The organism is Caldicellulosiruptor diazotrophicus (assembly GCF_017347585.1).
In the GTDB taxonomy this organism is placed as follows: Bacteria; Bacillota; Thermoanaerobacteria; order Caldicellulosiruptorales; family Caldicellulosiruptoraceae; genus Caldicellulosiruptor; species Caldicellulosiruptor diazotrophicus.
In genome coordinates this window covers 1,483,210-1,495,937 of record NZ_AP024480.1, presented here as the reverse complement: position 1 = coordinate 1,495,937, position 12,728 = coordinate 1,483,210, and the positions used below count along the sequence as shown (strand labels likewise).

The window sequence follows — 12,728 nt, the reverse complement described above, 5'->3', positions numbered from 1 at the left end:
AGTTGGCTCTTTTTGTTTTACCATATAAATAGTTGGAAAGGAATGAATTTTTTGAATATAAAAGAGTATACTGGTTTTCTTCGCGTAAGTGGAGTAGAGATTAATTTTGACGCCACATTTTTTAGCGGGCAGTGTTTTAGATGGAAAAAGGCAGAATATGGATACATAGGAGTTGTAAATAGAAAAATAGTTTTAGTATATCCCCAGGATAACAATACTTTCGACATATACAACTGTTCACCTGATGAGTTCAAAAGATTTTTTTACTGGTATTTTGACTTGGATAAAGACTATAATTTGATTTTAAAAGAACTTTCTTATCATGATAAGATTTTGAAAAAAGCAGTTGAGAAGTACAGAGGTATGAGACTTTTAAATCAAGAACCTTTTGAATGTATGATTTCTTTTATAATATCTCAGAATAACAACATAAAAAGAATTCAAATGTTGGTGGAAAGACTTTGCCAGGCTTATGGGGAAAAAGTAGAATACAGAGGTTTTTTTTCTTGGGCATTTCCAGAAATTGAGGACTTAAAAAAGATTTCATCAGAAGATTTAAAACGCTTAGGGTTAGGTTATAGAGCAGAGTATATCAAAGATGCAATTGCTAAATTAGATGAGGGTAAAATAGACTTTGAAGGTCTTAAGTCTTTGAATAGTGATGAAGCAAGGAAGATTTTAAAAACGGTAAAAGGGATAGGAGATAAGGTTGCTGACTGCATATTGCTTTATTCATTGCAAAAGTATGATGTGTTCCCTGTAGATGTGTGGGTGAAGCGTGCCTTGAGAGAATATTATGGAATAGAAAATACCAAACAGCTGAGACAATTTATAAAGTCGTTTGGAGAACTTGCTGGGTATGCGCAGCTTTTTTTATTTAACTACATTAGAAACCGCAATGAATAAAACTCAAGATGACAAATGGAGGTAAATTTGCTGTGACGCTTTATAAACTGATTATTTTGAGCATAGCTCCTTCTTTGTTCATAGCTCTTTATATTTATTTTAGGGACAAATTTGAAAAAGAACCTCTTCATCTTCTTTTGAAAACCTTTGTATGGGGGATACTTATTAGCTCTATTGTTGTGCCAATTGAATATTTTTTAATGGCATATGGCAGCATTTCTGCCTCAAGCAGACTCTCATTTATTGTATTTGAGGCGTTTATTGTTGCAGGTCTTACAGAAGAATATTTCAAAAGGCTTGTTGCGCTAAGAGTGGCTTTTGACACTCCACATTTTAATCAGCCGTTTGACGGAATAGTTTATAGTGTATTCTCTGCCGTTGGGTTTGCTGCAATTGAGAATGTAGCCTATGTTTATCAAGCTTTTCAAGCCTCGTATGACGCTGCAGTTTCAGTTCTTGTTCTAAGAGGTGTGATGGCAGTACCTGCACATGCTATGTTTGGAATTATAATGGGGTATTATTTGGGTTTTGCAAAGTTTGCACCAGAGATCAGAAGTTACTGGTATTTTAAGGCTTCTCTTGTTATTCCTATGCTTCTGCATGGAATTTATGATTTTGTGCTCATGCTAAATGTCTATGGAGCGCTTGCCATTGTTGGTGTGTATGAGGTTTTATTGTTTGCTTATTGTCTAAGGTTAATTAAAAGAAGTCAAGAGATTTCAAGGTTATACTTTTAAAACTTATAGAATTTTATTTAAGGAGATGAGATAAAAAGTGACATCTGAAGACCAAGAACGGGAACTCAAAAGACTTGAGGTGTTTGCCTATAAAAATTTGAAGAGAAACTCTATCATTTCTATTGCAGATGGATCAATATTTGCAATTGGAAGTGGTATGCTTCCAGTCTCTACTGTGATAGTTTATTTTATTTCAAACTATGTCCATTCAAATACATTGATTGGACTTTTGACAACTTTGAATGTACTTTTGTCAAACTCTCCGCAGATACTTGTTGCTAAAAAACTTGAGATGCTTGAAACATATAAAGAATATTTTATAAAAGTTGCTTTGCTTATGAGGCTTATGTGGTTTTTGCTTGCTATTGATGTGTTTGTATTTGCTGCTAACAATAAGCTCTTATTTATAATTCTTTTTTACATAATTTTTAGTCTTCAAGGTTTTTTTGCTTCATTTGCCAATATAACGTGGTTCAATCTTATACTAAAGCTTGTTCCTGAAAGACAAAGGAGCAAATTTTTTGGTATAAGGTCATCGATAGGGGGACTGTGTGAGACATTTGGAGCCTTTTTGATGGGGAAAATATTGAGGCTTTTACACTTTCCTTATAACTATGGTCTTTTATTTTTAATTTCGTTTTTGATAATGATGCTCTCATTGTACATAGCTTCTATGATGAAAGAGATTCCTATCAAGAAACCCAAAAAGGAAATTGACAATAAGCATTATTTTAGGAGTATGTTTTTGATACTAAAAGAAGATAGGAATTTTACATATTATCTTCTTTCAGTTTTATTTATTGGCGCACTGGGTAAAATGCCATTTGGTTTTCAAACTATATTTGCAAAAAATAGTCTAAATATTTCAACACAACATGTTGCAGTAGCAACCACAATATTGCTTTTTTCTCAAACAGTAGGATATATGCTCTGGGGAGTAATCGGTTCAAAGTACGGGTTTAAAAGTACCCTTTTAATTTCTGCTTTGATATTTTTGCCTGCAATATATTTTACATACCTTATGAGCTCTATAGAAATATATTACTTTTCTGTTGCCCTGTTTGGGATTGCTCAAAGTGCAAGGAACGTAAACGAGAGCAATATGGCTGCAAAACTTTGCAAGGACCCATTAAAACAGCCATCTTATATTGGTCTTAGAAACTTTATTATGGGGCCATTTTTTGCGTTTAATTCAATAATTGCAGGTGGTATAATTGATGTGCTTGGTAAAAATATTCTATTTTTAATATCATTTAGCTGTATGGCATTAGGATTCTTTATTCTATGTTGCTTGGTAAAAGAGGATTAATCTTTTAATGCCGGTTTTGAAAAAACTCTTGTAAAAGGGGAATAACTGTTGTAAAATATTTTTGCACCTTTATGGGTTAAAAGAATAAGTTATCGATTTGAAAAAAACAAAAATTTGCATAAATCTTATAGGAGGTGAAAGTGATGAAAGAAGGAATCCATCCAACATATTACCATGATGCAGTTGTCAGATGTGCGTGTGGTGAAACATTTATAACTGGTTCTACAAAAAAAGAAATCCATGTAGAAATTTGCTCAAAGTGCCATCCATTCTTTACAGGTAAACAAAAATTTGTTGATACAACAGGTAGAGTAGAAAGGTTTATGAAAAAATACGGACTTGACCAGAAATAGAAAAAGAGTGCACACCAAAAGGGGATTAGCCTGTGCTAATCCTTTTTATTTTATAAATTTACAAAGATAGGAAGATGAGTATGAAAAAAACTACTATTGGTGGAATGGCTCTTATAGAAGGCATAATGATGAAAGGTCCGAAAAAAATCTCCATTGTTATAAGAAGACCAAATGGTGAGCTTTATAAAGAGGTGAGAGATTTATCAATAGATGATACAAACAAATTGAAAAAGATTCCTTTTATAAGAGGAATATTTATCTTATTTGAGCAGATGATTCTTGGGACGAAAGCTTTGATGAAATCTGCTGACATTGCTTTAGAAGAGTTGCCAGATGAAGAAAAAGATAAACAGAAAGATTTTGTAGACAAATTTTTTGAAAAAAAGTTTTTTCAAAAGCTTGGTATTACCGATATAGCTATTTATTTTTCTGTAGTTGTATCCATGGTTCTCGGAATACTTCTATTTTTTTATATTCCTACTTGGTCTGTTGAGGTACTGAAAGGTTTTAGTCTCAGTAGCTTTTGGAAAAACATTATAGAAGGAATAGTTAGAGTAATAATTTTTGTTCTTTATCTTTTATTTGCATCCCAGATGAAGGAGATAAAAAGGGTCTTTGAGTATCACGGGGCGGAACACAAAACAATTTTTGCATATGAAAATGGTGAAGAGTTAAGCATTCAAAGTATAAAAAAATATTCTACACATCATCCGCGATGCGGAACAAGCTTTTTGTTCATTGTGATAATTATCAGTATAATCATTTTTACTATCTCCGGTTGGCAATCTGTTGTTATGAGGACTCTAATACGACTTTTACTTCTTCCTGTAATTGTTGGTATATCATATGAGATAATAAGATGGTCTGGGAAAAGTGAAAGTGCTTTAGCAAAAATAATATCATATCCTGGGCTTTGGCTTCAGAACATTACAACAAAAGAGCCTGATGAAAAGCAGATAGAAGTTGCAATTGAGGCATTAAAAGAGGTAGTGCCGGAGGATAAGAAACTTGATGAGTGGTAGGTTAAAGACTATTGGTGAGGTCTTAAATGAAGCTGTTTTAATGTTAAAAGATTATTGTGAAAAAAGAAAAGAAGACTATAATAAGATTGCTCTTATGATGGTTTCGCAAATACTTGAGATTGACAAAACAGAGGTTATTTTAAATAAAAGGTTGCCTGTAGGACAAGACAAATATGAAAAGATTGTAAATGCTATTTCCAAATATTTACAAGACTATCCTCTTCAATATTGTACGAATAAAGCTTTCTTTATGGGTCTTGAGTTTTATGTTGATGAGAATGTTTTGATTCCACGATTTGACACAGAGGTTTTGGTAGAGGTTGCTATAGAAATATTTAAAGGTAGGAAGAATCTATACTTTTTAGATATTGGCACTGGTAGTGGCTGCATCGCAGTGGCTCTTTGCAAATTTTTAGATTGCAATGTTTTAGCTGTTGATATTTCGGAAAGAGCGCTTGAGATTGCGAGGAAGAATGCAGAATTGAATGGTGTAGAAAATAGGATTTTATTTGTGAGGAGCAACTTATTCGAAAATATTCCCAAAAATATTAAATTTGATGCCATACTTAGCAATCCACCTTATATCTCTGAAAGTGAAAGGTTCAAGCTTGAGAAGCAAGTTTTAAAAGAGCCGCATATAGCTCTGTTTTCAAAAGAGGATGGGCTTTGGTTTTTCAAAGAGATTGCAAACAAAGCAAAGCTATATCTCAAAGATGGTGGTTATATTATTTTTGAAGTAGGATTTTCTCAAGCTGAAGAAGTCAAGAGAATTTTAGAGCAAAACGGTTATGAGAATATAAAGTCAAGAAAGGATTTGAATAATATTGAAAGATGTATCTTTGCAATAAATGGGTAAAAATATATTGGATGGGGTGATTGAATGATAGAAAAGCTTCAAGTAATTGAGGAAAAATATTTAGAGCTTGAGAAAAAGATTGCAGACCCTGAGATAATAAGCCAACCACAAGAGTGGCAAAAACTTATGAAAGAACATAGCAATCTTCAGCCAATTGTAGAGAAGTTCAGAGAATACAAAAGGATTTTAGACACTATCAAAGAGGCTGAAGATCTTTTAGATACAGACCTTGATGAAGATTTTGAAAAACTTGTAAAAGAAGAGCTAAATCGGGCAAAAGAACAGAAAGAGATTGTGGAAACACAGCTCAAGATTTTACTTTTGCCCAAGGATCCTAACGACGAAAAAAATGTTATAATGGAGATAAGAGCAGGTGCAGGTGGTGAGGAAGCAGCACTTTTTGCAGCAGAGCTTTTCAGGATGTATTCAAGGTATGCAGAGAGGAAAAACTGGAAAGTTGAAGTGATGTCGACAAGTGAGAGTGATTTGGATGGGTTTAAAGAGGTAATTTTTATGATAAGCGGAAAAGGTGCGTATAGCAGGCTCAAATATGAAAGTGGAGTTCACAGAGTTCAGAGAGTTCCTGTGACAGAGTCAGGCGGAAGAATTCATACATCAACTGCAACTGTTGCCGTTTTGCCAGAAGTTGAGGATGTTGAAGTTGAGATAAGAGAAGAGGACCTTGAGATAGATACGTTCAGAGCAGGCGGTGCGGGAGGTCAGCATGTAAACAAGACAGAGTCAGCTGTTAGAATTGTTCACAAGCCCACGGGAATTGTTGTAACCTGCCAGGACGAAAGGTCGCAGCATGCAAACAGGGACAGGGCAATGAAGATACTGAGGGCAAGGCTTTATGATTACTATCAGAGTATTCAGCAAAAAGAGATAGAAAGCCAAAGAAGAAGCCAAGTTGGAACAGGTGACAGAAGTGAGAGAATAAGAACATATAACTTTCCTCAGGGACGTGTGACAGATCATAGAATTGGTCTTACCTTGTACAAGCTTGAGCAGATTTTAGATGGTGATCTTGATGAGATTATCGATGCTCTAATTACTCATTTTCAGACAGAAAGATTAAAGGAAGTAGTTTAAAATGCCGATAATTATTATGACTAAGTGCGCAAAATTTTCACCAGAAAAGGGATGATGATAAAAATGGATATTCTTTCAATTGGTGGATTAATATTAGGATTCGGTTCACTTTTGACTGCATTTATAATAGAAAAAGGTAATCCTGCAAAGCTTTTACAGATTTCAGCTGCCATGATTGTTTTTGGGGGAACAATTGCTGCAGTCCTTGTTTCATTTCCAATGTCACAGATAAAAACTGCTGTAAAACATTTTAAAATGGTTTTTATGGATAAAAAAATTGATTTTGCAAGTGTGGTTGAACAACTTGTCCAGCTTTCTGACAGGGCGCGAAAAGAAGGGCTTTTGGCTTTAGAGCAAGAAATTCCCAATATACAAAATCCACTTTTGAAAAAGGGTTTGGGACTTGTTGTTGATGGTATTGAAGGAGAAGTGATTAGGGATATTTTGGACAGAGAAGTTTACCTTGCTGAAGATGAACTTAAAGAAGCAGCTGAGGTATTTGAAGCAGCAGGTGGATATTCACCTACAATGGGTATTATTGGTACTGTTATGGGACTTATTTCTGTGCTTTCAAACTTAACAAATCCAGATGAGCTTGGTCCGGCCATAGCTGTTGCATTTGTTGCGACTTTATATGGCGTTTCATCTGCCAACCTTATCTGGCTCAACTTTGGTAAAAAGATAAAGACAAAGGCAAAGCAGGAAAGAATGTTAAATGAGATAATCGTGGAAGGGCTTTTGTCAATTCAGGCTGGTGAAAACCCAAGAATACTTAGAGAAAAAATTGGTGGGATGCTAAAAGAAGCTGGTCAGAAGCAAAGCCAAGCTCAAGAACCGGCTGGTGCAACTGTTGGGGGGTAAAAAGTAGATGGCAAGAAAGCGTATGGAAGAACCAGCCCATGAAAATCATGAAAGATGGCTTATTACTTACGCTGATTTGATTACTCTTTTGCTAATATATTTTATCGTAATGTATTCTATGAGTAAACTTGACATAGACAAATTTAAGAACTTTACAGAATCCTTAACATCTGTTTTGAAAGGTACAGCCTATATTTTTGAGAACTCTGGTCCCTCTATATTAGAAGGATTATCTGGAAAGAATGTTAAAGGAACAAACACTGATGTTGGTGGGGCAACAAAAAATAAGCAGATGACTGAAGAAGAACTCATAAATGATATACAGAAACAGGTTTTAGGGCTTATAAAAGAACATGGTATTGAAGGTAAAGTGCTTGTAATACAAGAAGAGAGAGGATTATCAATTTTACTTAAAGATGTGTTATTTGATACAGGTTCAGCAAAACTTACACCACAGGCTAAAGAAGTTGTGCATGAGATTGCAAGGATTTTAGAAAAAGTCCCAAATAATAACATAAGAATTGAGGGGCACACAGACAATGTTCCTATTCACAATAAATACTTTTATTCTAACTGGGAGCTTTCAACAGCAAGAGCTACATCTGTTTTGCAAGAAATTTTAAGAGTTTCAAAAGTTCGTCCTGAGAGATTTTCTGTTGTTGGATATGGCGAGTACAGACCAATTGCTTCTAATAAGACACCAGAAGGAAGAGCGCTCAACAGAAGAGTTACAATTGTGATACTGAGAACGGTATACAGCAAAGCTGAACCTGTGAGATAAAAGATTTTACTCAAATATTGGGTTAGAGTGTTTATAAAAGGGCTGATTTTCTCATAATATTTAAATGAAATTATTTAATTTTAAAGTTACTTTGTTTGAAATAAATTTTTTAGTTTTCAACCTTTTTGCTTTTTTTTGTGGGATAGCTGGATCATTTGTTGGCGCTCTGGCAGGTTTGGTTTTACCTTTAAACGGCGAGAAGATGAAAGACTCTTTAATTGGGTTTACATCGGGACTAATGCTTGGTTTAATTTGCTTTGGACTTATCCCTGAAGCTGTGAGTATTTCAAACTTGCTAACGTGTATTTTAGTATTAATTGCTTCATACTTTATGATTGGGATATTAGAAAGAGCATTAACAGTGAAATTTTCATTTTCACAGAACAAATATCTCAAAAGTGGAATACTGATTTTAGTTGCTCTCTCTCTTCACAACTTTCCTGAGGGGTTGGCAATAGGAAGTAGCTTTTCAGTAGAAAAGAAATTTGGAATTTTAGTAGGGATTATGGTAATAATTCATGATATTCCAGAAGGGTTTGCTCTTTCGCTACCTTTTAAAATAGCCAAGCAAGATAAAAAGAAAATATTAAGATATGCAATATTATCAGGAATTCCTACAGGGGTTGGGTGTTTGGTTGGAAGTGGGGTAAGCTATATTAACAAATATATAGTTGCAGGCTGTCTTGCTTGTGCAGCAGGCGCGATGCTTTATGTTGTGATGAATGAACTTATTCCAGAGTATAGTCGAAAAGAGAATTTAAAAATGGCGACAATATCAAATATGATGGGTATTATTGTAGCACTACTACTTTTGGAGTGGTTGGAATTATGACAATTATCATTGATGCAAAAGAGGGTATAGATTATGAAAAGCTTGAAAAAGCAGCTTTGATATTGAGAGAAGGTGGGCTTGTTGCATTTCCGACAGAAACTGTATACGGTCTTGGAGCGAATGCACTTTTAAAAGATGCAGTGGATAAGATTTTTTGGGCTAAAGGAAGACCTCAGGACAATCCATTGATTGTTCATATATCTTCAAAAGAGATGCTAGAGATATGTGCCGAAATTACAGATGAAAGGGTTTATATGCTTATAGAAAGATTTTGGCCAGGACCACTTACGATTGTTCTACCTAAGAAAAATGTTATTCCTGAAAACGTAACGGCAGGTCTTCCAACAGTTGGTATTAGGATGCCTGCAAATAAAGTTGCACTTGATCTTATACGACTTTCAGGTGTTCCTGTGGCGGCACCATCAGCAAACGTCTCTGGGAAACCAAGCCCTACAGAAGCTAATCATGTGATAGAAGATTTGATGGGTAAAATAGATATAATAATTGACGGTGGTAAATGTTCTTTTGGACTTGAATCGACTGTGGTGGACTTGAGTGGCAAAAAACCTGTGATTTTGAGACCTGGTGCAATTTCGTATTTTGCTTTAAAAGAAGTGCTTAGTGATATAGAGTATAGTAAAACAATGGTGGAAGGACTAACTGGAACTGTGCCAAGGGCACCTGGTATGAAATACAAGCATTATGCACCTGAGGCTAATCTAATAATAGTAAAAGGAAGAATTGATAAAAGGATTGACAAGATAAATGAGATGAAAAAGAAATTGGAATTTAAAGGTCATAATGTTGGAATATTGTGTTTTTATGAAACAGCTCACAATTTTGATTCGCAATACAAACTCATTTTAGGGAGCATGTTTGATGCAAAAGAGTGTGGGAGAAATCTGTTTTCGATATTGAGAAAATTTAACCAATTTAGTGTTGATTATATACTTTGTGAATGGGGAAATTTTGATTTAGAATTTCTTGCTCTGGAAAATAGACTTTACAAAGCAGCGGCAAACAATATTGTTGAGGTGTTGTGATATTGAAAAAAAAGATACTTTTTGTATGCACAGGCAATACATGCAGAAGCCCAATGGCAGAACATCTTTTAAAGGAAAAGCTAAGAAAGATGAAGATTGATGACATTGAAGTTGAATCAGCAGGGCTTTCTGCATTTTTCCCACAGAAAGCTTCCAAAAATGCTATATTAGTGATGAATGAACTTGGAATTGACATTTCGTCGCATGTGTCAAGACTTATAAATGAAGAGATGATAAAAGAAAGCAATCTTATCTTGACAATGGAAAGGTATCATAAAGAGGTGATTACAAAGATGTATCCCGGTGTGATGGACAAGGTGTTTACTCTAAAAGAGTATGTCTTAGATGACAAAAAAGAATTGGATGTTATTGACCCATATGGTGGGGATATTGAAGAATACAGAAGGTGCAGAGATGAACTTAATTTTCTTCTTGACAAACTTTTGTTGAAAGTGGATGATATATGATAAAAATAATTAGTGTTGGAACAATAAAGGATAAGTATTTTTTGCAAGCATGTGAAGAATACAAAAAAAGGCTTTCACGGTGGGTAAAAATTGAAGAAATAGAGATAAAAGAAGAAGATGAAAATAAATATTCTAACATTGAAAACATTTTAGAGAAGGAAGCTGATAGGATATTAAAATATATCAAAGAAGACGAATTTATTATAGTGTGCGATATTAATGGAATAGAGTTTTCGTCAGAAGAATTTTCTGAGATTCTAAGGAAAAACATAAATAGTAGTAAGGATATTACTTTTATCATTGGCAGTTCCAACGGTCTTTCGAATAAGATAAAAAGAAGAGCTGATTTGTTACTCTCATTTTCAAGACTTACTTTCCCTCATCAGCTTTTTAGAGTCTTACTTTATGAACAGATTTACAGAGGATTATCAATTATTTATGGGACAAAGTACCATAAATAAACGGGGCTGTTATCAAAAAAGTTAAAGCCCCGTTTATTTATAACTGAAATACAAAATTTATTACAGATGAATCATTGTTCCAATGCCTTTGTCTGTGAATATCTCGAGTAAAATACAGTGGGGAATTCTTCCATCAAGTATGTGTGTACGATTGACACCATGCTTTAGTGCATCAATGCATCCTAAAACTTTTGGAATCATTCCACCATCAATCTTTCCTTCGTCAATCATTTTTAAAACTTCATCGGCACTAATTGCTGAAATTATTTCTTTGCTATTTTTATCATATTTTAATCCTTCGACGTCTGTCATAAACATTAGTTTTTCAGCTTTTATTGCCTTTGCAATCTCAGCTGCCACAGTATCTGCATTAATGTTGTAACTTGTGCCATCTTCTCCAACACCAATTGGGGCAACAACAGGTATGTATTCGTCTTTGGCAAGCATTTCTAAAACCTTTGCATTTATTGACACAACTTCTCCTACATACCCCAAGTCAACTTTTTCACCATCTACATACTCATAATGTTTTCGTGCTTGAATTAAATTTCCATCAATTCCGCAAATGCCTATTGCCTTTCCCCCTTTTTGGTTTAGCATTGATACAAGTTCTTTGTTTGTCTTTCCTACCAGAACCATTTGAGCAACTTCCATAGTTTGCGTATCTGTTACTCTGAGCCCATTGACAAACTGACTTTCAACATTGAGTTTCTTGAGGACTGAATTTATGTCAGGTCCACCACCATGAACAACTATTGGGTTTACGCCAATGTATTTGAGCAAAGTTATATCTTCCATAACCCAGTTTTTAAGCTTTTCATTTATCATAGCATTCCCGCCATATTTTATTACAACAGTCTTTCCATAGAGCTTTTGTATGTAGGGAAGGGCTTCTATTAATATGCTTGCTTTTTCAATTAGAGTATCCATTTCTTCGTACATATAAACCGTCATCCCTTCATTTTATTTTTTAAAAATATTCTCCCACCATTATAAGTCCCATTTTTTCATCAAGAGAAAATTTTATATTCATATTTTGAATTGCCTGGCCGGCAGCACCTTTTATGAGATTGTCAATGCATGAGATTATGATAACCCTGTTTGTCTTCTTATCAACCTCAAATCCAATGTCCACAAAGTTTGTTCCTCTTACGTACTTTAGCTCAGGTAGTTCGTCTTCAAAAATACGAACAAAGTATTCGTCTTTGTAGAATTCATTGTAGATTTCAACAAGGTCGTTTTTATCAATCTTTTTTATAAGGTTTGCATATATAGTTGACAGTATTCCTCTTTTTACAGGCAGAAGATGTGGTGTAAATGATAAATTCAAATCATCGTCAAATAGCAAACTGCACTTCTCTTCAATTTCGCTTGTATGTCTATGTTTTGCAACCGAATATGCTTTGAAATTTTCATCAAGTTCACAAAAACTATATGCAAAGTCAGATTTTTTACCAGCTCCAGAAACACCTGACTTTGAATCTATTATAATACTGTTTTTGTCTACGAGCTTATTTTTCAAAAGAGGAGCAAGTCCCAATATTACACTTGTTGGATAACATCCTGGATTTCCAACAATCTGAGCCTTTTTAATCTCCTCCCTGTTTATTTCACAAAGTCCATAAGCACTTTTGCTCAAAAGCTCAGGGTATTTGTGCTGACTATAATCTTTTGCATATCTTTGCAGATCTTTGTATCTAAAATCAGCACTTAAATCAATCACAATCTTGCCAAGATCATGTCCTATTTTGACATATTCCTGTGAAATACCGTGCGGCAAAGCACAAAATATTACATCCGCCTCTTCTATAGCTTCTATTTTAAATTCCTCAAATACAAGGTTTGAAACCTTTTTAAACTGAGGGTTTGTTTTATCAATAGAAAGCTGGTTACTACTTGAAGATATCACAGATACAATTTCAACTTCAGGGTGTCTTAACAAAAGCCGAATAAGCTCTACTCCCACATATCCTGATGCGCCTATAATGCTTGCTTTTATCAACTTGGT

At 34.4% G+C, this 12,728-nt stretch carries 15 protein-coding genes; 13 read left to right on the top strand and 2 right to left on the bottom strand.

The features are described from left to right. Positions 1-51: 51 nt before the first annotated feature. The 13 genes from CaldiYA01_RS07220 to rlmH all read left to right on the top strand — a co-directional run bounded on the left by CaldiYA01_RS07220 (position 52) and on the right by rlmH (position 10,720). Positions 52-906, top strand: coding sequence for a DNA-3-methyladenine glycosylase family protein (locus tag CaldiYA01_RS07220; protein WP_207178283.1), 855 nt, complete (start codon positions 52-54; stop codon positions 904-906). A 32-nt stretch (positions 907-938) separates the two neighbouring features. Continuing rightward, positions 939-1,643 (top strand): PrsW family intramembrane metalloprotease, encoded by a 705-nt coding sequence (locus CaldiYA01_RS07215; RefSeq protein WP_207178281.1) that lies wholly within the window; start codon positions 939-941, stop codon positions 1,641-1,643. Positions 1,644-1,680: 37 nt separating this feature from the next. Further along, the gene (locus CaldiYA01_RS07210; protein ID WP_207178279.1) at positions 1,681-2,952 is read left to right on the top strand and encodes an MFS transporter; all 1,272 of its coding nucleotides are present in this window, start codon (positions 1,681-1,683) and stop codon (positions 2,950-2,952) included. A gap of 143 nt (positions 2,953-3,095) precedes the next feature. Continuing rightward, entirely contained in the window at positions 3,096-3,305 is a 210-nt protein-coding gene (gene rpmE / locus CaldiYA01_RS07205) for a 50S ribosomal protein L31 (RefSeq protein ID WP_013430572.1), read from the top strand. An 80-nt stretch (positions 3,306-3,385) separates the two neighbouring features. After that, complete coding sequence (locus CaldiYA01_RS07200) at positions 3,386-4,327, top strand: DUF1385 domain-containing protein (protein WP_207178277.1); 942 nt, start codon at positions 3,386-3,388, stop codon at positions 4,325-4,327. Then, on the top strand, positions 4,317-5,183 hold the full coding sequence (prmC, locus tag CaldiYA01_RS07195) for a peptide chain release factor N(5)-glutamine methyltransferase (RefSeq protein ID WP_207178275.1): 867 nt from the start codon (positions 4,317-4,319) through the stop codon (positions 5,181-5,183). Before CaldiYA01_RS07200 ends, prmC begins: the two co-directional genes overlap by 11 nt. Before the next feature lie 24 nt (positions 5,184-5,207). Then, a complete protein-coding gene (gene prfA / locus CaldiYA01_RS07190; protein ID WP_207178273.1) occupies positions 5,208-6,275 on the top strand; it encodes a peptide chain release factor 1 in 1,068 nt (355 codons plus the stop codon). Positions 6,276-6,338: 63 nt separating this feature from the next. Continuing rightward, positions 6,339-7,136: a flagellar motor protein gene (locus CaldiYA01_RS07185; protein ID WP_207178271.1), complete on the top strand. Its 798-nt coding sequence runs from the start codon at positions 6,339-6,341 to the stop codon at positions 7,134-7,136. 7 nt (positions 7,137-7,143) lie between these two features. Then, positions 7,144-7,917: an OmpA family protein gene (locus CaldiYA01_RS07180; RefSeq protein ID WP_207178269.1), complete on the top strand. Its 774-nt coding sequence runs from the start codon at positions 7,144-7,146 to the stop codon at positions 7,915-7,917. A gap of 64 nt (positions 7,918-7,981) precedes the next feature. After that, positions 7,982-8,749, top strand: coding sequence for a ZIP family metal transporter (locus CaldiYA01_RS07175; RefSeq protein ID WP_207178267.1), 768 nt, complete (start codon positions 7,982-7,984; stop codon positions 8,747-8,749). Continuing rightward, a complete protein-coding gene (locus CaldiYA01_RS07170; protein WP_207178265.1) occupies positions 8,746-9,792 on the top strand; it encodes an L-threonylcarbamoyladenylate synthase in 1,047 nt (348 codons plus the stop codon). Before CaldiYA01_RS07175 ends, CaldiYA01_RS07170 begins: the two co-directional genes overlap by 4 nt. A 2-nt stretch (positions 9,793-9,794) precedes the next feature. Beyond that, on the top strand, positions 9,795-10,259 hold the full coding sequence (locus CaldiYA01_RS07165) for a low molecular weight protein arginine phosphatase (RefSeq protein ID WP_207178263.1): 465 nt from the start codon (positions 9,795-9,797) through the stop codon (positions 10,257-10,259). Then, positions 10,256-10,720, top strand: coding sequence for a 23S rRNA (pseudouridine(1915)-N(3))-methyltransferase RlmH (gene rlmH / locus CaldiYA01_RS07160; RefSeq protein ID WP_207178261.1), 465 nt, complete (start codon positions 10,256-10,258; stop codon positions 10,718-10,720). The genes CaldiYA01_RS07165 and rlmH overlap by 4 nt, the downstream gene beginning before the upstream one ends. Before the next feature lie 60 nt (positions 10,721-10,780). Here rlmH and argB read toward each other — a convergent pair whose 3' ends face one another. Next, positions 10,781-11,662 (bottom strand): acetylglutamate kinase, encoded by an 882-nt coding sequence (gene argB, locus CaldiYA01_RS07155; RefSeq protein WP_207178259.1) that lies wholly within the window; start codon positions 11,660-11,662, stop codon positions 10,781-10,783. Positions 11,663-11,690: 28 nt separating this feature from the next. Beyond that, on the bottom strand, positions 11,691-12,722 hold the full coding sequence (argC, locus tag CaldiYA01_RS07150; RefSeq protein WP_207178257.1) for an N-acetyl-gamma-glutamyl-phosphate reductase: 1,032 nt from the start codon (positions 12,720-12,722) through the stop codon (positions 11,691-11,693). Positions 12,723-12,728 lie beyond the last annotated feature (6 nt).